20 protein-coding genes are annotated in these 22,917 nt (G+C 69.6%); 8 read left to right on the top strand and 12 right to left on the bottom strand.

Going from position 1 to position 22,917, the window contains the following annotated elements:
- The first annotated feature begins 8 nt into the window (after positions 1-8).
- Positions 9-722 carry a DNA alkylation repair protein gene (locus ABI385_RS10780; protein WP_348103755.1) on the top strand — a complete coding sequence of 238 codons (714 nt, stop codon included), beginning with the start codon at positions 9-11 and terminating at the stop codon, positions 720-722.
- Positions 723-734: 12 nt separating this feature from the next.
- Here the strand turns inward: ABI385_RS10780 and ABI385_RS10775 are convergent, their stop codons facing one another.
- Both ABI385_RS10775 and ABI385_RS10770 read right to left on the bottom strand, forming a co-directional pair.
- A complete protein-coding gene (locus ABI385_RS10775) occupies positions 735-2,234 on the bottom strand; it encodes an alpha/beta hydrolase (RefSeq protein WP_348103754.1) in 1,500 nt (499 codons plus the stop codon).
- Between the two features lie 62 nt (positions 2,235-2,296).
- On the bottom strand, positions 2,297-4,906 hold the full coding sequence (locus ABI385_RS10770) for a CHAT domain-containing protein (protein WP_348103753.1): 2,610 nt from the start codon (positions 4,904-4,906) through the stop codon (positions 2,297-2,299).
- Between the two features lie 250 nt (positions 4,907-5,156).
- On the opposite strand from ABI385_RS10770, the gene ABI385_RS10765 reads away from it, so the two are divergent.
- From ABI385_RS10765 to ABI385_RS10755, 3 genes are all read left to right on the top strand, one after another.
- On the top strand, positions 5,157-7,529 hold the full coding sequence (locus ABI385_RS10765) for a CHAT domain-containing protein (RefSeq protein WP_348103752.1): 2,373 nt from the start codon (positions 5,157-5,159) through the stop codon (positions 7,527-7,529).
- A gap of 86 nt (positions 7,530-7,615) precedes the next feature.
- Positions 7,616-8,950 carry an MATE family efflux transporter gene (locus ABI385_RS10760; protein WP_348103751.1) on the top strand — a complete coding sequence of 445 codons (1,335 nt, stop codon included), beginning with the start codon at positions 7,616-7,618 and terminating at the stop codon, positions 8,948-8,950.
- Between the two features lie 28 nt (positions 8,951-8,978).
- Positions 8,979-9,872, top strand: coding sequence for a glycosyltransferase (locus ABI385_RS10755; RefSeq protein ID WP_348103750.1), 894 nt, complete (start codon positions 8,979-8,981; stop codon positions 9,870-9,872).
- Here ABI385_RS10755 and ABI385_RS10750 read toward each other — a convergent pair.
- On the bottom strand, positions 9,774-10,919 hold the full coding sequence (locus ABI385_RS10750) for an acyltransferase (protein ID WP_348103749.1): 1,146 nt from the start codon (positions 10,917-10,919) through the stop codon (positions 9,774-9,776). The genes ABI385_RS10755 and ABI385_RS10750 overlap by 99 nt on opposite strands.
- Positions 10,916-11,431, bottom strand: coding sequence for a hypothetical protein (locus ABI385_RS10745; protein ID WP_348103748.1), 516 nt, complete (start codon positions 11,429-11,431; stop codon positions 10,916-10,918). The genes ABI385_RS10750 and ABI385_RS10745 overlap by 4 nt, the downstream gene beginning before the upstream one ends.
- A gap of 107 nt (positions 11,432-11,538) precedes the next feature.
- Between ABI385_RS10745 and ABI385_RS10740 the strand changes: the two genes are divergently transcribed.
- A complete protein-coding gene (locus tag ABI385_RS10740; protein ID WP_348103747.1) occupies positions 11,539-11,868 on the top strand; it encodes a hypothetical protein in 330 nt (109 codons plus the stop codon).
- A complete protein-coding gene (locus tag ABI385_RS10735) occupies positions 11,865-12,539 on the top strand; it encodes a DedA family protein (protein WP_348103746.1) in 675 nt (224 codons plus the stop codon). Before ABI385_RS10740 ends, ABI385_RS10735 begins: the two co-directional genes overlap by 4 nt.
- Positions 12,540-12,576: 37 nt before the next feature.
- Here the strand turns inward: ABI385_RS10735 and trpS are convergent, their stop codons facing one another.
- The 8 genes from trpS to ABI385_RS10695 form a co-directional block, all read right to left on the bottom strand.
- Positions 12,577-13,704, bottom strand: coding sequence for a tryptophan--tRNA ligase (gene trpS / locus ABI385_RS10730; RefSeq protein ID WP_348103745.1), 1,128 nt, complete (start codon positions 13,702-13,704; stop codon positions 12,577-12,579).
- A gap of 223 nt (positions 13,705-13,927) precedes the next feature.
- Positions 13,928-15,016, bottom strand: a complete 1,089-nt coding sequence (locus ABI385_RS10725; RefSeq protein ID WP_348103744.1) for a sulfite oxidase — start codon at positions 15,014-15,016, stop codon at positions 13,928-13,930.
- A 253-nt stretch (positions 15,017-15,269) separates the two neighbouring features.
- Positions 15,270-15,716: a 50S ribosomal protein L9 gene (gene rplI, locus ABI385_RS10720; RefSeq protein ID WP_348103743.1), complete on the bottom strand. Its 447-nt coding sequence runs from the start codon at positions 15,714-15,716 to the stop codon at positions 15,270-15,272.
- 32 nt (positions 15,717-15,748) lie between these two features.
- Positions 15,749-15,985: a 30S ribosomal protein S18 gene (gene rpsR, locus ABI385_RS10715; protein WP_295699100.1), complete on the bottom strand. Its 237-nt coding sequence runs from the start codon at positions 15,983-15,985 to the stop codon at positions 15,749-15,751.
- A 167-nt stretch (positions 15,986-16,152) separates the two neighbouring features.
- Positions 16,153-16,797, bottom strand: a complete 645-nt coding sequence (locus ABI385_RS10710; protein ID WP_348103742.1) for a single-stranded DNA-binding protein — start codon at positions 16,795-16,797, stop codon at positions 16,153-16,155.
- Between the two features lie 69 nt (positions 16,798-16,866).
- The gene (rpsF, locus tag ABI385_RS10705; protein ID WP_348103741.1) at positions 16,867-17,154 is read right to left on the bottom strand and encodes a 30S ribosomal protein S6; all 288 of its coding nucleotides are present in this window, start codon (positions 17,152-17,154) and stop codon (positions 16,867-16,869) included.
- A 233-nt stretch (positions 17,155-17,387) separates the two neighbouring features.
- Entirely contained in the window at positions 17,388-18,794 is a 1,407-nt protein-coding gene (locus ABI385_RS10700; protein ID WP_348103740.1) for a hypothetical protein, read from the bottom strand.
- Between the two features lie 10 nt (positions 18,795-18,804).
- Complete coding sequence (locus ABI385_RS10695; protein ID WP_348103739.1) at positions 18,805-20,985, bottom strand: transglycosylase domain-containing protein; 2,181 nt, start codon at positions 20,983-20,985, stop codon at positions 18,805-18,807.
- Positions 20,986-21,161: 176 nt separating this feature from the next.
- On the opposite strand from ABI385_RS10695, the gene ABI385_RS10690 reads away from it, so the two are divergent.
- A complete protein-coding gene (locus ABI385_RS10690) occupies positions 21,162-21,737 on the top strand; it encodes a PadR family transcriptional regulator (protein ID WP_348103738.1) in 576 nt (191 codons plus the stop codon).
- 63 nt (positions 21,738-21,800) lie between these two features.
- Positions 21,801-22,892: an inositol-3-phosphate synthase gene (locus ABI385_RS10685; protein ID WP_348103737.1), complete on the top strand. Its 1,092-nt coding sequence runs from the start codon at positions 21,801-21,803 to the stop codon at positions 22,890-22,892.
- The last annotated feature ends 25 nt before the right edge of the window (positions 22,893-22,917 follow it).

Raw genomic sequence — 22,917 nt, 5'->3', positions numbered from 1 at the left:
AGGACCCGGTGAGCACACACCCGGACCTCGTCGACGCGGTCCGGACCACCCTCGCGGCCCACGCCGACCCCCACCGGGCGATCGGTCAACAGCAGTACATGAAGTCCCAGCTGCCCTACCGCGGCCTCACGACCCCCGAGCTGCGCGCCGTCCTGCGGCCGGTGCTCGCCGACGACACGCTCGCCTTGCGAAGTCGTCAGGAGTGGGAGACCACCATCCGGACGTTGTGGGACGAGGCCGCATACCGCGAGGAGTGGTATGCCGCGTTGACCCTCGCCCGGCACCCGCGCTACCGCGCCTGGCGCGACGGCGACGCCATGGAGCTATGGAGGTACCTCGTCGTGACCGGGGGCTGGTGGGACGTCGTCGACGACATCGCCACGCACCTGGTCCGCGAGCAGCTGGTGGCCCAGCCCGAGACCGAGCCGAACCGGCTGCGCGAGTGGGCCGTGGACCCCAACCTGTGGGTGCGGCGTACCGCCATCATCTGCCAGACCGGGTTGCGCGAACGGCTCGACCGGGCGCTGCTCGTCGATGCCATCGAGGCGAACCTCGTCGGGGAGCACAGCCGAGACTTCTTCATCCGCAAGGCGATCGGCTGGGCACTGCGTGACCATGCGGGGGTCGCACCGGACTGGGTGCGCTCCTTCGTCGGCGCCCACGGCGCCCAGCTCTCTGGTGTGTCCCGGAGGGAGGCGATGCGGCACCTCGCACCCGCCTGACCAGGTATTCGCTCAGCCGGGCAGCCACTCCAGCAGCTTGACCGACACCTCGGGCCGGCCGAAGTACGAGCCGTGGTCGACCCCCTGACTGGTCGTGAACACCAGGGGGTCCGCGATCGGGAACCCGGTCGCGCCCTCGACCTCGAACACCCCGTTCGTCGGGACGACCAGGTCGTTGCCCGTGGAGCCGAAGACGAAGTCGGTGCCCCTGTTCCGCGCGATCCTGGCCAGGGCCGCGCCCGACGGCGGCTCGTAGTTCGACGCGATCGCCCGGTAGGTCGCGCTCGACCCGGGCGTGACGTTGAACTGTGTGAGGTAGTCGCCCTGCGGGTTCATCGACATCACTCCTTCAAGCCCCCCGTATGCGCCGACGGACAGCTGCTTGAGGATCGCCAGGACCAGGCCGACGACGTCGGTGACGCCGGCGTCCGGGATGAACTGGGCCAGGTCGGTGATCCGGTCGAGCAGCTGCGAGAGGTGCTCCTTGTCGGCGAGCGCCGTACCGGCGTTGGGAGTCCCGACCATGACCAGCGTGCGGACCGAGATCTGCTTGTCCAGACCGAGGGCGGCCGCCTTCTCCGCGAGGACGCGCCCGACCAGCCCGCCCCGCGAGTGGCTGACGATGTCCAGGATCAGCGGACCAGGCCCACTCTGGTCGGCCAGTGCCACGAGCTGGGACCTGAGGAAGTCCACGTTTGCGTCAGGGGTGACCGAGATCGTGAAGTGGTCGAGCGCGAAAATCCTTCCGCCATAACGCTTCGACAGTTCGGCAAGGGTTTCCTTCGGCAGCTGGTCGAACGCCGTGTTCGACTGAGCCGTGGTGCCGTGGATGAACAGCAGGGAGGGGCCGCCCTCGACCTTGACCCAGTCCGGAGCGGCGAACGCGGCGACGTCGGCGCGCTGGAAGTCGTCCACCCCGAACCAGCGCACCTGGTTGCGGCGGTGCTTGTCCTCCCAGCGGCGGGCGAAGAAGTCCCCGACCTTCTGCAGCACCGGGTCGATGAGCGGGAAGACGAGGACCTTGAACAGCTTGGTCCCGACCGCCCCGAGGATCCCGCGCTGGCCGGCCCCGTCGGCAGAGGGCTCGGCGAGGATGACCTCGCGGGGCAGGTGATAGGTACGTCGCTCGCCACCTCGGGTCGCGACCTGGTCGGGAGGCACGTCGTCCGGCAGGTGCCAGGACAGCGAACCGTCTTCTGCGGCATACAGGATGAGCTGACCGTTGCCCTCCCCCGGCGCGGGGACCTCCAGGGTGATATCTGCTCCGCCGCCGGCTCCGCGCGTCCCGCCACTCGCGTCCAGCTCGCTGTGCTGAGAGATCTCGACGGTCAGCTGCTCGGTGACCCCGGAATCGTCCAGCGCCTGGCGGAACTGCTCGCTGGAGTCCTCGGCGCCGCGCATCCCGTCGGTGCCGGCGGCGTACACCTCGACGCGGCCGGCAAGTCCGGGCGTCGTGATGACGACGTCGCCGAGGTAGACCGAGAGGCCCTCCGGGCGCAGGTCCTCTGCCATGGGCTGTTCCTGTCTGTGTGGTGGTGCGGGACGGTTGTGAGCCGCTGCGGGAGGGTCCAGGTTCAGGGGCGGACGAGGTGGAGCCGCGGGTGCCCGAACACCTGGAAGGCAACCAACGTCGCGCTGACCCCCTCGACCTGGTTGCGTGCACCGGCCTCGGTGTAACGGGCGCGCACCGCGCGCACGGCCTCCGCGGCCGACACCGGTTCTCGCTGGTCCGTGGCGTCGGCGGTGTCCGGCGGGGTCCACGTTGCGGCGTAGAACTCGCGGGCGATCTGGGCGGCGATGGCGTCGTCGACGTTCCACAGCGGCGCCACCACAGCAGACGCACCGATCCTCAGCAACGTCGAGGCGAACCCGCCGTAGTCGCCGAGCACCTCCTTGCCAGAACCGACCTGACAGGCGTTGAGGAACACGAAGGGACCCGCCGCGAGGGTGCCGTTCTCGACCTCGGCCGGGGTGAAGAACTGCCACTGCTTGGTCAGCTGACCCTGGGCGTCGGTCCCGAGCAGGACGAGCCCCTCCTGGTCGCCCTGGGCGTCGAAGCTCCCGTGCAGCGCTACGTGCAGCACGTCGGCGGGCGGCGTGCCGCGCAGCACGTCGATGACGTCCCAGAGAGCCGGACGGACCGTGACCGCGGGTGGGGCGAACAGTGCGCCGATCTCGGCCGCCTCCTGCATGGCGTGCTCCAACCGGCCCCAGCCTTGGATGCCGGTGTAGTCGGCCGTGAGGACGGCCGCACTGCGCACGGTGACCCGGGTGCGCGGCGTCGGGCGGGGCTTGTGCTCGGTGAGCGGCCAGCGACCGATCGCGGCGTGGGCGCCGAAGAAGGCCGATACCCCACCCCAGGCGGTCGTCAGCGGCTCGCGGAACGACGCCAGCTCCCACGGCAGGGCGACCTCCTCGGTGAGCAGCAGGATGGCCGGTGCGCTGGTCTGCGTCGGGTCGTCGACGACCTGGTGGATGACCGAGCGGATGGACGCGGGGACCGCGTCGCCGATCTGCCGCGCCGCCCCAGCGAGCTTGGAGTAGTCGCTGCCGACGCCCTTGGAGAACATCACGTCTCGTCTGAGGTCGGCGACGAAGCTCTGCAGGTCGGTGCCCAGGGACGCCGTCCGCGGCAGGTCCGGCACCGTCACGCCGGAGGCGGCAGGCAGCGCGGTCCAGACGAACTCCCCGGTCGACGGCCCGTCACCCGCGCAGACCGACAGGATCAAGTCCGGCAGATCCTCGCCGAGCAACGGTGTGAGGTCGAGCAGCTCGCTCTCCCGGGTCTCAGGGACGGGAGCAGTGGCAACGTCCCGGGGGTCGCCGACCACGACGAACGAGCGCCAGGCGATGCCCACCAGCTGACCGTCGCGCAGGTAGTGCACCCCGATCCTCCGCTCGGCGGGCAGCCGCTCGTCCTCGCGGTCCAGGGCGTCGAAGCCGACGGTCGCGCTCGGGTAAGGGTCGGCGTCGGACGCGACGACGCTCAGGCGCGTCGGCCCCCGAGGGACCAACGAGCTCGGGTCGAAGACCAGTACCAGCTCGAGGGTCGTCTCCGCCCCCGTGGGCAGCTGCATCGCTCCCGTCGCAGTGAGGCGGAAGTCCCGCCGCCGGCCGAGACCGACCACCACGTCGAACGACTCCCCCAGCACGACGACCTCGGGGCGGTCAGCACGGCGAGACTCGACATCGATACGCGGGTATGCCTGTCGGGTCACGTCGGTCGGCTTCTTCGCGTCGGTCGGCTTCTTCGCGTCGGTCGGCTTCGTCGCGTCGGTCGGCTTCGTCGCGCTGGTTGGGGTCGGGGACCCAGGCGCATTCGCCGATGACTCTCGTTCCGTCGGCCCGACTGCGAGGTGTCCCCCTCGCCAGGTGGTCCACCAGGACGACGGACGCATCGGCCGGGGGGGCGGCGGCGCAGGAGAAGGCATGGGAGGGGTCACGGGGGCCTCAGGCGAAACGCCCTCGCGGGCGGCGAGCAGGTCGGCGGTGCGACGAAGCAGGTCGACGGCGACTGGCGCAGCTGCGTGGCCGTGCAGAGCGTCGGCGACCCCGGCGACGACCCGCACCCGCAGCGCGAGCGCGAGTACCGCCGCCACAGCCTGCAGCTCATCATTCGACCGGGGAGCCGCCCCTACAAGCTCCACGATGTCGGCGACCGGAAACCGGCCGCGGACCAACGCCTGCGCGACCGAGGTGGCCGCGCCCAGCACCGCGACCCTGGCTTGCTCGGTGGGTTGGTCGAGCGCCGCGCGGATCATCCCCAGGACCAAAGACCCGGCAGCGTCGGACGGCAGAGCGGCCAGAGTCTGCCGGTCGGCGTCCTCGAGTCGAGCCTGCAGTCCCTCGGCCGGCCCGGACTGCAGAGCAGCCGCCAACGTGAGCGCCGCGTCCATCTGCGCCGGCGTGAACTGCAGCGCGGTGAGCTGTTGTGCCACCGAGGGAAGGTCACGCGCTCGCCTGGCGAACGCGATGACAGAGAACAGCATCTGCCCCGCCGGGTCCTCACGCGCGTTGATCCGCTCACCGAGCTCTCGCGACTCGTCAGACGACATGCCCAACGTGGCGGTCGCAGCGGTCGCGGCCCGGGTCAGGGCAGGGTCGGAGAGCGCGACGACCTCGTCGGCCAGCGCGCACCACCCGTCCACACCCGGCATCCGCCCCACGTCCTCAGGGAGAGCCAACGGCAAACGGTGATACCGGGGACGAGACGCGCCCCCATCTCGTCGGTGTCACCAGCCCGCTGGCGGCTCCATCTTGGAGCATGGCGACGGCCTGGCGAAAGGGTCTGCCGGCACCACCGTCAGCCGGGCCGACGACGGTCGAGTGTCAGGGATGTCCGAAAATGACCTGAAAGTGCCCGGTGTTCGGCGGTATCATCACGCGATCTCGCGGCTCCAATCGGGAACCACCGGACGTTGCGAAAGGGCCGCTATGGCCGCCAGAACTTACGAGAACTTCGACCTCCTCATCGAAGCACAAGAGGCGGGGTCATTCCGGGCGCGCGTCGTCGGCTGCCCTGCGGGGACCTGGCCCACCGCGAGGTTCCAGCTGCCGTTCGACCCTATCCAGCTCGAGAACCTGCTGCTGAAGATCGACCCCGGCCGCAGCGGCACCCGGCGGGCCAGCTCGGACCCGCGCGTCGAGGCCTCGATGGCCCTCGGCGGGCCGCTGTTCGAGGCGGTGTTCTCCGAGGACCTGATGCTCGCCTGGTCCAAGTCACAGGACCTCGCGCGTGAGCACGGCCACGGACTGCGGCTTCGGCTGCGGCTGACGGAGGCACCCTCGATCGCCGGCCTGCCGTGGGAGCTGCTCTACGACCGGCGCAGCAACTCCTACATCGCCCAGTCCGAACGCACCCCCGTCGTGCGCTATCTCGAGGTCCCGCAGCCGCCCCGGCCACTGCCGGTGGACGGCGCGTTGAAGATCCTCGTCGTCATCTCGTCCCCCACCGACCTTCCCGAGCTCGACGTCGAGGCCGAGTGGAACCGGGTCCACGACGCGCTCGCGGCCAAGGTCGAACAGGGCACGGTGCAGATCGACCGGCTGCCCGCTCCCACGGTCGCCGCACTCGCGAGCTGGTTGCGGACCCACGACGTGCACATCCTGCACTTCATCGGCCACGGCGACTACGACGAACGGATCCAGGACGGCGTCGTCTACTTCTGCGACCGTTATGGGCGTGGCGTCAAGGTGCCGCCCGGTGTGCTGGGCCCCTACCTGCGCGACCACGACCCGCTGCGTCTGGTGCTGCTCAACGCCTGTCAGTCCGCCCGCGTCGACGCCGTGGACCCGTTCAGCGGCATGGCGCAAGGCCTGGTGCAGCAGGACTGCACGGCGGTCGTGGCAATGCAGTTCCCGATCAGCGACGGAGCCGCGGTGGCGTTCACCGCCGAGTTCTACGGTGCGATCGCCGACGGCCTGCCGGTCGACCAGGCGGCGACGAGTGCGCGCAAGGCGCTGCTCGCCGACTATTCCACCGAGTGGGCCACGCCGGTGCTGTTCCTGCGCGCCCCGGACGGCCAGGTGTTCGCGAACATCGTCGCCCAACCCACGACGAGCACCCCAGTGGTCAAGGCCGTCAAACCTGTCACGCCGCCGCTGACTCCCGCCAAACCCGTTGCCAGTGCGCCGACCACGCCGACCACGCCGACAGCTCCGACAGCTCCGACAGCTCCGACTGCGCCGACTGAAGCCGGTCCGAGCAGCGGCGTGCAGCCCCTGCCCGAGCCGGCCCTGATGCCAAACCGTGGGACGACCCAGCCCACGTATGCAGTCGCGCCGCCTCCGTCACCAACCGTGACACGGACGGCTTCCACGCCCGCGCCCGCACCCCAGCCCACGAGACAGCCGGTGCTACCTGCATACCGGGTCGAGCAGGTGGGTCCGGCTCATGTCCCACCCCCAGCCGTCCCGCCCGGATCATACGGACCTTATGCGCCACAACGGTTCTCGGGCCCACCACCGAGGCGGAAGAGACACTGGGGGGCGATCATCGCAGTGACCGTGCTGGTCTTCGTCGGCGGGGTGGTGGCGCTCGGCTGGTACGGCTCGACGCTTCCCGACACCACCAACAACGGCCGGGGAGTCGCGAATGACGGGATCCGCAATGTGCACGACGCCGACACGACCACCCATTCCACGTTGACCGGACCGGCGATGTCTGCCGTCCACCTGACAACGCCTCCGTCCCTCGACGGCGACCCGAACGACTGGCCCACGAGCGCACCGGCGTCCACGAGTGACCGGCTTGTTGCCGGTGCGGCTGCAACCGTCAAAGGCATCTGGGCGTTGGGCTGGACGGACGACGACCTCTACGTGTTCGTCGACGTCACCGACAGCCAGCTCACCCAGACCCACGCCGGTGACACCACGCAGCTGTTCAAGGGTGACGGGGTCAGTTTCGAGTTCGGGACCCCCCTTCCCACCAACCGCAACGCCAGCCTCGAGCACGGCGACGCCCACGTCATGCTCGGCCCCAATGCCAACCCCACGCTCATCGGTGGGATGAACTTGCCCAAGGGAAGTGTGTTCGCGGGTGGCAGGAAGAACATCGCCGGGCTGAAGGGCGTCGCCGTGGCCACCGACCACGGATACCGCATCGAGGCCGCAATCCCCTGGACGACCCTGGGCTTCTCGCCGGTCACTGCGGGCGCGGAGATCGGGATGAACCTCAACGTCAGTGACGCCGTCCCCAGCGGGTCAGGCATGGGTGAGCTCCTCGACATGGTCAGCAACAACCCGGCCCGCTCCGGCAACGACGCAAAGACGCGCAGCCAGTGGGGGACGCTCACGCTGCTCGGCTGAGCCGGAGCACTCCGGCCTCACCGGAGCTCGTCTCGCTCCAGGGATGACCCGCCCCACTTGACTGGCTTCGACCTAGGCTCGCGGGCGTGGCAGCACCGATGAGGCGGGAGATCCTGCGCCTCGCCGTGCCCGCGTTCCTCGCGCTCGTCGCCGAGCCACTGTTCCTGCTCGCCGACTCGGCGATCGTCGGGCACCTCGGCACGGCCCAGCTCGCCGGGCTCGGGGTTGCGTCCTCGGTGTTGCTCACGGCCGCAGGGGTGTTCGTCTTTCTCGCCTATGGGACGACCAGTGTCGTCGCGAGACGGCTGGGCGCGGGAGACCTGCGCGGCGCCCTGGACGCCGGCCTGGACGGGCTGTGGCTCGCACTCGGCCTCGGCGCCCTTGTGGCGGTGGCGGTGGCGGTCACGGCACCAACGCTCTGCGGGGCGTTCGGCGCGTCGGCCGACGTCCAGGACCAAGCGGTGACCTACCTGCGAGCCTCGACCCCCGGCATACCAGGCATGCTCGTGGTGCTCGGCGCCACTGGTCTGCTGCGAGGGCTGCAGGACACGCGTACGCCGCTCGTCGTCTCCGTGGGCGGGTTCGGGCTCAACCTGGTGCTGAACTTCGTGCTGGTCTACGGAGTCGGACTCGGGATCGCGGGCTCGGCAATCGGGACGGTCATCGCGCAGACCCTGATGGCGGCGGCGTTGGTGACGGTAGTCCTGCGGACGTCGTTGCCCCTCGGTGCACATCTGCGTCCCCAGCCGGCAGGCGTCCTCGCGGCTGCGGTTGGCGGGTTCCCTTTGCTGGTGCGGACGTTGGCGCTACGGGGTGCCATCCTCGTGATGACCGGCGTGGCCGCGCGCTACGGCGACGTGACCCTCGCCGGGCACCAGATCGTGTCGACCGTGTGGAACCTGCTCGCCTTCGCTCTCGACGCGCTGGCCATCGCCGCACAGGCGATGACGGGCAAGGCGCTCGGGGCAGGGAACATCGCGCAGGCCAGGCAGGCGGCCACGACCGCGACGCGGTGGGGCGTGCTCGGCGGCCTCGGCTGTGCCGCGGTGTTGTTGCCGTTGGCCCCGGTGATCGGGCAGATCTTCACCCCGGATCAGGACGTGGTCCACGCGGCGGCCTGGGGGTTTGTGGTGGTCGCCCTGTTCCAGTGGCTGGCGGGGTACGTGTTCGTCCTCGACGGGGTACTGATGGGCGCCGGCGACACGACCTGGCTGGCGCTGGCGATGACCGTCGCGGCGGTCGTCTGGGTCCCCGTCGTCCTGGTGCTCAGCCGAGACGGTGCGCCACTGCCCGGGGGTTTCGGGAGCTCGCTCGCCGGGCTGTGGGTGTGGTTCGGCGGCGGCTTCATGGCGTTGCGGGCGGTCGGGCTCTGGTGGCGGTTCCGCAGCGACGCGTGGCTGGTGACGGGCGCGACCCGCTGACCGCACCTGTCGGCATACCCTGTCGGCCGTGCCGCTCGACATCCTGGTCCCCTACTGGGGCGACCCCGCGCTGATGCGCGAGACGGTCGAGAGCGTGCTGGCCCAGGACAACGGGGACTGGCGGCTCACGGTCGTCGACGACGCCTACCCGGACCCGAGTGTCACGGACTGGCTCGGGACGATCGACGACGAGCGGGTCCGGTCCGTCCGCAACGAGACCAACCTCGGCATCACCGCCAACTACCGGCAGTGCCTGTCGCTAGCGACCCAGGACCTGGTCGTCTTCCTCGGCTGCGACGACCTGCTGCTGCCCGGCTATGTCGACGTGATCCTCGACGCGCACCGAGCCTGGCCCGGAGCGGCGATGATCCAGCCAGGGGTCCGTGTCATCGATGAGACCGGAGCGACCCGGCCGGCTCTGGTGGACACGGTCAAGCAGCGCCTCCTCCAACCGCGGACACGGCAGCAGCCCGTGCTCCTGGCCGGCGAAGCCCTGGCGACATCGCTCCTGCTCGGCAACTGGCTCTACTGGCCGTCGCTGGCGTTCCGTCGAGAAGCGTTGCGCGACGTCAGTTTTCGTGAAGGACTGCCGATCATCCAGGACTTCGCGCTCGAGCTCGACCTGGTATGCCGGGACGCGTCTCTGGTGTTCGACCCGGCGGTCTGCTTCGTCTACCGACGACACTCGTCGAGCGCGTCCGCGACGACGCTGATGGACGGCACGCGGTTCGCCGACGAACGCACCTACTACGGGTTGGCCGCCGACCAGATGCGGGCGCGTGGCTGGCGGCGGGCCGAACGTGCCGCCCGGCTCAGGCTCACCTCACGAGCGCACGCGGTCACCCTCGTGCCGCGGGCCCTCGCCGACCGACGCTGGTCTGCCGCCCGTGACCTCGGGCACCACGCTGTCACCTGGGGCTGACTGTCGCGGCCCGAGACGATGGCGTACGCAGAGCAGGACGGGGCGCTCCACCCACCGCCAGCTGAGAACGGCGAGGAGGCCGGTGCCGACCATCGCGAGCGCGTCGTAGAGGACGAGCCCGAGTCGAGGTGCACCGGCGTACGCGAGCAGCTGCTGGACCGGGAACGCGTAGACGTACGCACCGTAGGAGATGTCGTGCCGGCGTACGAGTCTCGGGGAGGGCAGCACGGTGGCGAGCCAGAGCAGCGAGTAGGCGATCAGCGGCGAAGCAGCCTGCGCGCCCCAACCGCCGACCAGCGCGACGACCAGGACGGCCAGCGCCGCCGCCGGGAGAGCGGTCGAGGTGCGTAGCGGGATGCGGCGGACCGCAACCTGGACCACGGCTCCGCCGAGGAACGGGGGGGCGAGGCGGGCGAACAGTGCGAGGTCGGCGTGGTCGGTGAGGTGCCAGGTCCCGGCGTTGGCCCACACGACCACGCTGGCGACGAACGCCACGCCGAGCAACCAACGATGCCGCCGGACGACGGGAAGGCAGACGAGCAGCCCGACCAGCAGGTAGCAGCAGAACTCGAAGAACAGCGTCCACAGTGAGCCGTTCCAGGCACCCGGGTAGGGCACGGACGCCGGGGTGCCCGCGACGTCGTAGGCGGTGATGCGCAGCCCGAGGTTGTCGAGGACGTAGGCCACTGGAGTCGTGTCGGTGGTGAGAAACCGGGACCTGTCGCGGCCCTCGACCCACCACCCCACCGGCGCGAACACCCCGGCGGTGAGCACGAGGCATACGACGAACCCGGGATAGATCCGGGCGACCCGCAGCACGAGGAACCGGCCGAGCGGGTTCGCGAACCGGCTCGCGGTGATGAGGTAGCCGCTGATGGTGAAAAATCCGAACACTGCCCAGCCGCCGAGATTCTCGCCCTGGATGCTCGGGCCGGCGCCCTGACCGGAGAGGTAGTAGCCGTGCGCGACGAGGACGAGCAGCGCCAGGACCAGCCGGATCAGGTTCAGGCTGTTGTCCCGGACGTCGAGCTCGACCCGGTGGGTCACGAGCGGTGGTCGTCCCAGCGCTTGAACCCGGCCGCCTCGGCGGTGCCCGCGTCACGGAAGTAGACGTCCGCGGTCGACCGGCGATAACCCGGCGAGTCGTCGGTGCTGAAGAGCATCGAGTCAGCGTTCGCCTTGACGGGAAAACCGGAAGGGGCGCTTCCGTCGGCGGCCGGGGCCGCGGAACCCGGGCCATACTCGCCGTCGGGGACGGCGGGGACATCGGGGACGGCGGGGACGGCGGGGACGGCGGCGGGCCCAGGCGCTGCGTCCGACGAAGTGGTGGCCCTGGCCACCGAAACGTCGGACGCAACAGGTTCCAGCGAGGCTGCGTCCGACGAAGTGGTGGCCCTGGCCACCGAAACGTCGGACGCAAGAGGTTCCAGCACGAGCGGTGCGCTTGTCGCGGGCGTGCTGACGCGGTCGGTGGGGGCGTCCGCACTGCGCATTCGCAGGCCGATGCCGATGCCGATGATGACGACGAGCAGGATGACGATCCACAACCAGGTGGGCATGACGAGGTCCCCTCTCGAGGGCGCGTTCGCGTGTGACGCAACGCTATCGCCGCCAGACGTACTCGACTGTCGGTCACCCCGCGTCGGGCTGCTCGGACAGTGGCAGAGTGGACCCGAAACCCCCTGCCGACGACGTGAAGGAGCTCCCCGTGGCCGAGCACGACCTACCCGACCTCGACGCCGTGGACAAGGCGATCCACGAGGCGCACGCCGCCGAGGACCGGCTGATGCAGACGATGCCAAACGCGATCGACCCCCACGACGACGACTATCCGGGCGATGTCCCAGTCGATGCCGACACGCAGGAAGCGGAGGCTGAGATGGCGCAGGAACCCGCTCCCCCGCAGCAGACGGGGACCGAGGAGATCGAGGACGAGGTGTTCGACACGCAAACCCCCGACGACCAGGATGCAGAGAGCGAGCCGCAGGACGCGTGAGCAACTTCCTCGACGGGCTGCTCAACCTGTCGCCGGTCTGGATCTACGTCCTGGTCGGCCTCATCGTGTTCGCTGAGGACGCCATCTTCGTCGGCTTCGTCATCCCCGGCGAGACGGCTGCGGTGCTGGCCGGTGTCGCGTCCTACCTCGGCACCACCTCCCTGCCCCTGTCGATCGTGGTCGTCGTCGTCGCAGCGATCCTCGGGGACTCCGTCGGGTACGAGGTGGGCAAGCGGATCTTCGGGCCGCGCATCCTCAGCGGCAAGCTCCTCGGCAAACATCGGCACAAGCTCGCCACCGCCGAAGACTTCCTGCAGCGGCGCGGCGGCAGCGCGGTCTTCCTCGGGCGCTTCACCGCGTTCTTCCGGGCGATGATGCCGGCGCTCGCCGGCGCGTCAGGGATGCGTTACCGCACCTTTTTGGTCTGGAACGCGGCGGGCGGGATCATCTGGGGCTCTCTGTTCGTCACTCTCGGCCATGTCGCCGGTCGGTCCTACAAGGCTGTCGAGCAGACCGTCGGCCGCGGGCTGGCGATCGGCGTCGCGGTGGTCGTGGTCCTTGCGCTCATCGCGTGGCGCATCTACGAGGGCCGCAAGGACAAGCGGGAGGAACAGGACTACGACGCGCCGGCACCGTCCGACGACGTCGTGGAGACCCCGGAACCGAGCTGAGCCACCGGCATACCGGAGCCAACGACGCCGGTATGCGTCAGGCGCCGCGCCGCTTGCGGGCCTGCTCGGCCTTGCGGCGCAGCTGGTTGTAGGTCCCGGTCAGGCCCATGGCGCGCTTGGCCTCGGCGACGACCGTCTGGACCTCGCGACGGGTGCGCTCGGTGCCGTCGACGATGATCTCGTCGACCAGCCCCGACTGCGCTTCGTAGACCGCTCGCCGCTCGCGCATCGGCTCGAGGAACGCATTGATCGCCGCGGCGAGCTTCGTCTTGACCTCGACGTCACCGACCCGGCCGGCGCGGTAGCGCTCCTCGAGGTCGGCGACCTCGTCTCGGTCCGCGTTGAACGCGTGGTGGTAGACAAAGACGGGGTTGCCCTCGATCGTCCCGGGGATGTCGGCCCGGACGCGGTTGGGGTCGGTGTACATGCTGGTGACCTTCTTGCGCACGGTCGCCGCGTCGTCCGAGAGGAGGATCGAGTTGCCGAGCGACTTGCTCATCTTCGCCTGGCCGTCGGTGCCGACTAGCGTCGTGATCTCGCTCTCGATCAGGGTAGGCACGGGGAAGACGTCGCCGTACAGGTGGTTGAAGCGGCGCGCGATCTCGCGGGTCACCTCGACGTGAGCGTGGTTGTCCTTGCCGACCGGGACCACATCGCCCTTGACGCAGAGGATGTCGGCGGCCTGTAGGACCGGGTACCCGAGCAGGCCGTAGGGCATCTCGTCCTTGCCGGCGGCCCGGGCCATGTCTTTCAGACTTGGCACGCGCTCGAGACGCGGGACGGTGACGAGGTTCTGGAACAGCGTATTCAGCTCGCTGACCTCGGGGATCGCCGACTGGAGGTAGAACGTGGCGTGCTCGGGGTCGATGCCGGCAGAGAGCTGGTCGAGCACCATGTCGCGGGCGTTGGCGCTGACCTGGTCGATGGCCGCGCGGGTGTTGCTGGTGGTCAGCATATGCAGGTCGGCGATGATGAAGAAGGACTCGTACTCCTGCTGGAGCCGGATCCGGTTCTCGATGCTCCCGACGAAATGGCCGAGGTGCAGCTTGCCGGTCGGCCGGTCGCCGGTCAGCATCCGCTTGCGCCGGGCCGGCTGCGTGGATGCGTCGGCGGTCGGCTCGGAGTCGGGATGGCTCTGGGCCGGCGGGCTGTCAATGGTGGTCATGCGGGGTACTCCTCGGATGGTGTTGTCCCGCAACGGGAAAAGTCACCGTGTGGACACACGGAAGCCGCCCTGCTGCGGGGCGGCTTCATGGGAAATCAGGGTGAACCGCCCGGTCAGGGCAGCCACCACGTCCGTCGAGAGATGTGCACGCCCACCAGTCTAGGGCGATAGGGGCACGAATCCGCTGCGAACGGCGTCGAACAGCCACCCGAGGCGTACGCGACTAGGTCGAGTGGACGTGGATCCGGGGCCACGAGTTGTTGACGTAGCCCTTGGGGTTCCAGAGCTCCCTAGCCGACTCCTGCTGCAGTGCAGCCGTCGTGTCCCAGGCCCGCGCGACGATCTCGACCTGCCCCGCCTCGACCTGGACGTTGGCACGCCACTGGCACCATGCCCACGGGCTCGGCTGCGCGACCAGGTCGGCCTGCGACCAGGTCTCGCCACCGTCGACCGACACGTCGACCCGGGCGACCCCGCGGTCGTCGCCGGCGAACGCATACCCCGTGACGTCGAGCTTCCCGGCCGTCACCTGCGCACCGTCGGCGGGTTCGAGGATCGCCGAGTTGAGAGCGACCGCGCCGAGCGAGATCCCGTCGCCGGGGCCGGCCTGCCTCGGGTCGGCGTCGGGCGGCAGGACCCGGTATGCGGTCGCCTGGAAGTAGTTGTCCGAGGGTTCGGCCTGCACGGTGATGCGCTCGACCCACTTGACGCTGCGGGCGCCGATCCACCCCGGAACGACGACCCGTACAGGAGCTCCGTGCAGCGGCGTGAGTGGCTCGTCGTTCATCGCCCAGGCGAGCAGGGTCTCGCCGGAAAGAGCCTTGGCGGCGGGGATCGAACCCCCGTAGGTCTGGGGCGGGTCGGCCAGCTCCGAGCGGTCCGGTGCGGCGAACGCGACATGGGCCGCCTCGGGGCGGATGCCCGCCGCGAGGAGGACGTCGGCGAGGCGAACACCGGTCCAGCGCGCCGTCGAGGTGGCGCCGGACTCCCACGGGTCCTCGCCCGGGATGTCACGGACCTTGAGGAACCCGGACCGCCGGTTGCCCGCGCACTGCAGCGTGGCGAGGAGCGAGTGCTGCTCGAAACGCTCGCGCAGCTCGGCGAGTGAGAGCGTCAGGGGCTGGTCGACGAGTCCGACCACCGTGAGGCGCCACGCGTCGGGGTCGACGTCGGGGACGGGGCCGTGGTTGCGGCTGTAGAACGTGTCGACGTCAGTGATCACGGCCCGGGCGAGAGCAACCGGGGAGGGCTCGGCGTTGAACGGCTCCGTCTCGTGCACGAGCATGTCGTCGCGCTTGCCCCACTGGTTCATGGCATTCCTTCCCGCGAGCCGGAGCCGCCGGCCCACCGCAGTGAGGTTATCGGTCATCTCTCGGTTGACCGAACTCACACCTTCGCCGACCGAACACTTACCTTTACGGGTTCCGACGCCTTGTGCGACCCCAAAACCAGGAGAGACGTGAGTTCGGTCGGCAGGTGGGCGTCGGGAGGTGGGCGCGTCGAGGTCAGACGCGAAGGCGCCCCACCCGGAGTGCCGGATGAGGCGCCTGCACTGCTGGCTGAGGTCAGCCCGCGACGACCTCGAGGGCCACGGTCGCCTGCACCTCGGGGTGCAGCCGGACGAGCGCTTCGTAGGAGCCGGTCGTCTTGATGTGACCCTTGACCTCGATCTTGCGGCGGTCGAGCTCCGGTCCACCCGAGGACTTGACGGCCTGGGCGATATCGGCCGTGCTCACCGCGCCGAACAGCCGACCCGCGTGGCCGGCCTTGGCCGGGACGGTGACGGGTGTCGACTCGAGGCGGCCCTTGAGCTGCCTGGCCTCGTCGAGAGACTTGACCTCGCGGGTCGCCCGCGCGGTGATGATGGCGTCGACCTGCTTCTGGCCGCCCTTGGTCCACGGCGTGGCGAACCCGCGGGGCAGCAGGAAGTTGCGGGCGTAGCCGTCCTTGACGTCGATGACGTCACCGGCGGCGCCGAGGCCGGTGACCTCGTGGGTGAGGATGAGCTTCATGTCGGACTCCTAGCTGATGACTGGTCGCGGGCTCAGCGAGCGGAGCTCGAGTAGGGCAGCAGCGCCATCTCACGGGCGTTCTTCACGGCCGTGGCGATGAGGCGCTGCTCCTGGACCGAGACACCAGTCACCCGACGCGCACGAATCTTGCCGCGGTCGGAGATGAACTTGCGCAGCAGCGCGGTGTCCTTGTAGTCGATGTTCTCGACCTTGGCGATCTTGAGGGGATTCGCCTTCTTCTTGGGCTTGCGCACAACGGGCTTGGCCATCGTGGTGCTCTCCTTCTTCTGGTGAGAGCCCGGGGGAATGCCCCGGGATGGGGTTATTGCGGGTGCCGGTCGGACGAGGTGTCAGACCGGCGGAGACCGGCGGTATGCCAGTGAGACCTGAGATGAGACTGAGCGGAGACCCGTGCTGAGACTGAGTTGAGACCTGACTAGAACGGCGGCTCGTCGTAGCCGGGAGCGTTGTTGCCCCAGCCACCCTGGCCGCCGCCCTGGTTGCCACTCTGCCCGCCCCCTTGGTTGCCACCCTGCTGAGCGGGCTGGCTCGGCTGGGCGTTGCCGCCACCGTTCCAGCTGCCGCCACCGCCACCCGAGCTGCCCGAGCTGCCCGAGCCACCACCGGTGGCCCAGGGGTCCTCGGCCTGGCCGCCACCTTGACTGCCGCCACCACCCTGAGCGCCTTGGCCGCCGAAACCGCCACCGCCACTGCCCCGCTGGGTCTTGGTGACCTTGGCCGAGGCATACCGCAGCGACGGACCGACCTCGTCGACCTCCATCTCGATGACGGTGCGCTTCTCGCCCTCCTTGGTCTCGTAGGAACGAGACTTCAGACGGCCGGAGACGATGACACGGGTGCCCCGCTGGAGTGACTCCGCGACGTTCTCCGCGGCGTCACGCCAGACCGAGCAGCGCATGAACAGGGTCTCCCCGTCCTTCCACTCGTTGCTCTGACGGTCGAACGCGCGAGGCGTCGACGCGACGGTGAAGTTCGCGACCGCGGCGCCCGACGGGGTGAACCGCAGCTCGGGGTCGCCGGTGATGTTGCCGATGACGGTGATGACGGTGTCGCCAGCCATAAATCGTGTCCTTCTCGGTTCAGGGTCGCTTCAGGCGTGGTGGGTGGGCTAGAGGATGGCCGGCGTTGCTCAGGCGCCGGGACGCAGCAGCTTGGTCCGCAGGACGGCCTCGTTGAGGCCGAGCTGGCGGTCGAGCTCCTGAGCGGTGGCCGGCTCCGCCGACATGGTGACGACGGCGTAGATGCCTTCGGCCTTCTTCTTGATCTCGTAGGCGAGCCGACGGCGTCCCCAGATGTCGACGTTGTCCACGGTGCCGCCGTCTTTGGTGACGACGGACAGGAACTTGTCGAGGGACGGAGCGACGGTGCGCTCATCGAGCTCGGGGTCGAGGATGACCATGAGTTCGTACTGACGCATGCGGTGACCCACCTCCTCTGGTCTGGCGGTCACGGTCTCTCCGTGACAGGAGGGTTGCAGCGTGCCGCCGTGACCACACCCTGCCACGGGTCACCGACACGGGTCGGGACTCATCCACAGGCTGCCTTGGGTCACGGCGAACCTGCCCAGGGTACCGGCACCCCGGGGTGGAACCGAAATCCGCGGGTGGAACCGACATCCCCGGGACCACCCCGCCCGCAGAGCCCGGGCGGTCAGCTGAAACGGACGATCAGCTGGTCGGAGGCGCCGCGCAGCGATCCGGCCAGCTCGTCGCTCTCGTCCTCGCCCCACACGCTCTCGACGACCGCGCCGTCGGGGTCCAGCACCGCAGGACGGCCGCGCGCGAGCTGCCAGGTTCGCCCGACCAGCCACAGCAGCCCGAAGATCCGGATGAACAGGAACACCGCGTACCACGACGCCGGCAGGCCCCGGCTCGGTTGGGACGTCCCCGCGAGATAGAGCCAGACGGCCTCGAAGTGCAGCGCCTCGGCCGCGGACCAGATCAGCGCGTCCGCCCACGCCAGCCCGACGAGAGCCACGAACGGGACCAGCCAGATCGCCGACTGGACGGTCATCGACTTGCCGGTGAGCAGCACGATGGCCACCATCACCAGGCTCACCTCGGCCACCCCGGGGCGGCGCGGTGAGGACAGCGCGAGAACGGCACCGGTGGCGAGCGCCGCGACCCAGCCCACGATGGCGAGCCCGGTGACCAGGCCGCTGGACAGCGGCGAGCCGGCGAGCAGCGGCAACAGCCAGGGGGACCCGAACCCGGCGCCGGCGCTGAGCCAGCCCCGGTATGCCGCGAACGCCGCGTCCGAGTTCGACAGGCCCAGCACCAAAAGGATCACGCCGAAGACCGCCGCCGCGGACCCCGCGCAGCGTGCCCACGGGACCAACCGGCCGGCCCGGAGGCTGACCAGGAGCAGGGCGACGACCACGAGCACGGGATAGGTGCGCGCCGAGATCGCCAACCCGAGCAGCACCCCGGTGAGCACCGGCTTCTCGCGGCTCCACGCATACAGAGCCGCCGCCGTCAGGGCGACCCCGAGGATGTCCGCAGAGATGGTGAGGGTGAGCGCGACCACCGGCGACAGCGCGACCAGGGCGGCCCGCAGAGGGAAGCGGCGCACGCTTGCCGCCGTCCACCACGTGGTGAGGGCGAGCAGGACGGCGCCGAGAACCGCCCACAGGGCGAAGTAGAACCGCATCCGGTCCTCGATCGACCCCGACGGGACGAGCGACCCCAACAGGGTCATGACGAACCCGGTCAGCGGCGGCTGGGTGGGGTGCGGCGCGCCGAACCCGCCCGTGACGAACGACAGCACTCCCTCGCCGAGACCGGCGTCGCGATAGGTCGCGGGCACGTCGGAGAAGCAGGCATGCCAGAACTGGTCCGGGGTGCTCCATCCCGAGTCGATGCAGTGCGACTGCAGGAGGATGTTCAGCCCGGCCGGCACCACGCAGACGGCAGCCAGCACCGCCGCGTACCAGCGCCATCCGCGGCCGAGGCGGACGGCATACCGGCCCGTGGGTCCGCCGAGCACCTCCGACGCCGAGCGGGCCACCGGGTCCTGGCGCGAGGGCGCCGTGACGAGGTCGGGGCGTGGCGCGGGCACGACGCAGAGCCTACGGCGAGGCGGTGGTCGTGCGACCCTGCGGCGCCGGAGTGGGCGGCGCCGAGGTCGTCGTCTGGCTCGGGGTGGACGTGCGGGACGGCTGCTGGGTGCGGGTCGGCGGCGGCTGAGTGGTGGTCGCGGGCGGCGGCACGGTGACCGTCGTCGTCGCGGGCGGAGGCGTCGTCGCCGTGGTGGTGGCCGGTGGTGCGGTCACCGTCGCCGTCGGCGCCGGGATGCGAACCGTGTCGTCGCCGATCCCGACCCGCTTGGGGAAGTCCTGCTTCGCCATACCCTGCGTGGCGGTCTTCATGAAGTCGAGCCACATCGACAGGGGAAGGCTGCTGCCGCCGACCTCGGAGACGCTGAGGCCGGGGATGTTGTCCAGGGGTGCGGGGACGCCGTTCTCGTCGCGGTACATGCCGACCGAGACGGACAGCTGCGGGACGACCCCGGTCCACCAGACCGACAGGTGACCATCGGTGGTGCCCGTCTTGCCAGCGACGGGGCGGCCGAGTGCGGCTGCGCGAGCTCCCGTGCCGCCAGAGCGGGTCACCGCCTGCATGGCGTCGAGCGTGTCGGCGGCGATGTCGGCGGAGAACGCCTGGGCCGTCTGCTTCGGCGCCTTGTAGCTGATGTCGACGGTGTCGGAGGTCGCGGAGGCGATCAGGTAGGGGGTGGCGCGCACGCCGTTGGCGGCGATCGTCGCGTAGGCGTTCGCGACGTCCTCGACGTGCGGCGACGCGGTGCCGAGGACGTTGACGAGGTTGTCGTCGAGCCCGGCGGTGGTCGCCGGTATGCCGGCCGCGATCGCCGCGTTCTTGGTGTTCGCGGGACCGATCTTCTCGTTGAGCCGCAGGTAGACGGTGTTGATCGACTTGGCGAGACCGGTCCGGAGGTCGACGGTGCCGTAGCTGCGGTCGAACTCGTTGGGGATCTTCGTCGTGGAGTTCGGCACCAGGTAGGGACTGTTGCCGTTCACGAGGGTCCTGGTGCTGATCCCTTGCTGCAGCGCGCCGATCAGGGCGAACGGCTTGAAGGTCGACCCCGCCTGCATCGTCGCGTCGGTGGACGAGTTGAACTGCTTCACCTGGAAGTCGGCCCCGCCGTACATCGCGATGATCGCGCCGTCCCCCGGCTTGATCGCCGTGAGGCCGGCCTGGACGTTGGTCGACGCGGCCGGCAGGTACTTCTGCACCGCGGCCACCGCAGCGTCCTGGGCGGCCTTGTTGATCGTGGTGGTGATCCGCAGGCCACCGCGGTCGATGTCGTCGTCGCTGAGCTTCAGGGTGCTCGCCAGCTCCTTGCGCACGGCATCCACCAGGTAGCCCGTGGGCCCGGCGAGGGTCTGGTTCTTGACGGGGGCGATGGTCTGGGACGGACCCGTCACGGCAGCACGCTGCGCCGGCGTGATCCAGCCCTCGGTCTGCATACCGTCGAGGACGTACGTCACCCGGTCGGCAAGGTTGGCCTGCTGCTTCGTGCCCAGCGCCGGGTCGAAGAGCGAGGGAGCGTTGATCACCGAGGCCAGGACCGCGCTGTCGGCGAGCGTCAGCTGGCTGACGTCCTTGCCGAAGTAGGCCTTGGACGCGGTCTGGATGCCGTAGGCGCCACGGCCGTAGTAGATGGTGTTGAGGTAGTTCTCGAGGACCTGGTCCTTGGACGTCTGCTGGTCGATCTTGACGGAGATGATGATCTCCTTGAACTTGCGCAGCACCGAGCGGTCCGAGGTCAGGAAGTAGTTCTTGACGTACTGCTGGGTGATCGTGGAGCCGCCGCCCTGCACATCAGAGCCGCTCAGCGCCTGCCAGACCGACCGGGCGATGCCCGTCGGTGAGAACCCGGGGTTGGAGTAGAACCCGCGGTCCTCGGCGGCCAGGACCGCCTTCTGCACGGTGTCGGGCACCTGGCTGAGCTTGACGGACTCGCGGTTGCCCTGGGCGTCGCTGAGGCGTGCCATCTCGGTTGTCCCGTCGTCGTAGTAGACGATCGAGGCCTGGGCGCTGGCGAGCTCGTTGGGCTGCGGGACCGAGATCGTGGCGTAGGCGATGGCGATGGCGACGCACCCCAGCGCGACGAGGCTGAGCAGCGAGAACAGCACCCACTTGAGCGTGGTGCGGAGCTTCGACCGCGTCTTCGGCGCGGCCGGGTGAGGGCCCTGAGAGGGGCGCTGGCCTGCGGTCTGGTCACTCACGATCAGCCAGTATGCGGGTCAGCCCGTCACCTGTCCCAATCGTGTGCGCCTGGATTACCGCCAAAAACTCAGCCAGGCGATGTATCGAGGCGATATATCCGTGCTACCTTCTGGCCAGACAAAGGCCGAGTATGTCGCTCCGGCCGACCTCACTGGCACACGGACGGAGGCGGGAGATGGCACGTCGCGCCGAGCTGCTCGAGTTCGCCGTCCTCGGCCTGCTCCACGAGAGTCCGATGCACGGGTACGAGCTGCGCAAACGGCTCAACACCGCCCTGGGTGGGTTCCGGGCCTTGTCCTACGGCTCGCTTTACCCCGCGCTGCGTGACCTGCTCGACAAGCAGTGGGTCGCCGAGGTTCCCCGGGCCAGTGGCGGCTCCGGCAGCAAGCGGGCCCGCATCGTCTACGAGCTGACCGCGACCGGCAAGGAACGCTTCCAGGACCTGGTCGCGCAGGCCGGGCCGAACGCCTGGGAGGACGACGAGTTCGACGTCCACCTCGCCTTCTTCGCCCGCACCACCCACGAGGTACGCCTACGCATCCTCGAGGGGCGGCGCTCTCGCCTCGAGCAACGGCTCGCCCAGGTCCGCGAGGCCTCGGCCCGTAACCGGGAGCGGGCCGACGCCTACACCTCGGCCCTGCAGCGGCACGGCGAGGAGTCCGCCGAGCGCGAGGTCCGCTGGCTCGAGGAGCTCATCGCGGTCGAGCGCGGCAACACCGCCGACCCGGGTTCCCCCACGTCCTCTCGCTGAACACACGTACCCCCAGCACGACTGTCACTTTTCCCCCGCACTACTACTCACAAGGAGCCACCCATGGGATCCATCCGCGTCGCCATCGTCGGCGTCGGCAACTGCGCCAACTCGCTGGTGCAGGGAGTCGAGTTCTATAAGGACGCCGACCCCACCGGCACCGTCCCCGGCCTCATGCACGTGAAGTTCGGCGAATACCACGTGAACGACGTGGAGTTCGTCGCCGCGTTCGACGTCGACGACAAGAAGGTCGGCAAGGACCTCGCCGAGGCCATCAACTCCTCGGAGAACAACACCATCAAGATCGCGGACGTCCCCACCTCGGGCGTCGAGGTCCAGCGCGGTCCCACCCTCGACGGGCTCGGCAAGTACTACCGCCTGACCATCGAGGAGTCGGCGGCCGAGCCGGTCGACATCGTCGAGGTGCTGCGTGAGCGCCAGGTCGACGTGCTGGTGTCCTACCTGCCGGTGGGGTCCGAAGAGGCGGACAAGTTCTACGCTCAGTGCGCCATCGACGCGAAGGTCGCCTTCGTCAACGCGCTGCCGGTGTTCATCGCGAGCGACCCGGAATGGGCGGCGAAGTTCGAGGCGGCCGGCGTTCCGGTCATCGGCGACGACATCAAGAGCCAGGTCGGCGCGACGATCACGCACCGGGTGATGGCCAAGCTTTTCGAGGACCGTGGCGTCGCGCTCGACCGCACCTACCAGCTCAACGTCGGCGGCAACATGGACTTCAAGAACATGCTCGAGCGCGACCGTCTCGAGTCCAAGAAGGTCAGCAAGACCCAGGCCGTCACCTCGAACCTCCGGGGCGAGCTCGCCGACAAGATCGATGACCGCAACGTGCATATCGGGCCGTCGGACTACGTGCAGTGGCTGGACGACCGCAAATGGGCCTACGTTCGGCTCGAGGGTCGCGCATTCGGTAACGTGCCGCTCAACCTGGAGTACAAGCTCGAGGTCTGGGACTCGCCCAACTCCGCAGGCATCATCATCGACGCGATCCGCGCCGCCAAGATCGCCAAGGACCGCGGCATCGGTGGCGCGCTGATCTCCGCGTCGTCCTACCTGATGAAGTCCCCGCCGGTCCAGCGCCCCGACGACATCGGCCGGGCCAAGCTCGAGGCGTACATCGCGGGCACCGAAGAGCGCTGACCGCCAGCGTGAGCGCACCCGCGCG

Source organism: Lapillicoccus sp. (assembly GCF_039935575.1).
In the GTDB taxonomy this organism is placed as follows: Bacteria; Actinomycetota; Actinomycetes; order Actinomycetales; family Dermatophilaceae; genus Lapillicoccus.
The sequence above is the reverse complement of the archived record's forward strand: the minus strand, read 5'-3'. Positions and strand labels throughout refer to the sequence as shown.

Coding starts and splice junctions, on each gene's coding strand:
- ABI385_RS10775 (WP_348103754.1), bottom strand. CDS start 2,234: ATGGCAGAGGACCTGCGCCCGGAGGGCCTCTCGGTCTACCTCGGCGAC.
- ABI385_RS10690 (WP_348103738.1), top strand. CDS start 21,162: ATGGCACGTCGCGCCGAGCTGCTCGAGTTCGCCGTCCTCGGCCTGCTC.
- ABI385_RS10710 (WP_348103742.1), bottom strand. CDS start 16,797: ATGGCTGGCGACACCGTCATCACCGTCATCGGCAACATCACCGGCGAC.
- ABI385_RS10765 (WP_348103752.1), top strand. CDS start 5,157: ATGGCCGCCAGAACTTACGAGAACTTCGACCTCCTCATCGAAGCACAA.
- rpsR (WP_295699100.1), bottom strand. CDS start 15,985: ATGGCCAAGCCCGTTGTGCGCAAGCCCAAGAAGAAGGCGAATCCCCTC.
- ABI385_RS10725 (WP_348103744.1), bottom strand. CDS start 15,016: ATGAACCAGTGGGGCAAGCGCGACGACATGCTCGTGCACGAGACGGAG.
- ABI385_RS10745 (WP_348103748.1), bottom strand. CDS start 11,431: ATGCCCACCTGGTTGTGGATCGTCATCCTGCTCGTCGTCATCATCGGC.
- rplI (WP_348103743.1), bottom strand. CDS start 15,716: ATGAAGCTCATCCTCACCCACGAGGTCACCGGCCTCGGCGCCGCCGGT.
- ABI385_RS10685 (WP_348103737.1), top strand. CDS start 21,801: ATGGGATCCATCCGCGTCGCCATCGTCGGCGTCGGCAACTGCGCCAAC.
- trpS (WP_348103745.1), bottom strand. CDS start 13,704: ATGACCACCATTGACAGCCCGCCGGCCCAGAGCCATCCCGACTCCGAG.
- rpsF (WP_348103741.1), bottom strand. CDS start 17,154: ATGCGTCAGTACGAACTCATGGTCATCCTCGACCCCGAGCTCGATGAG.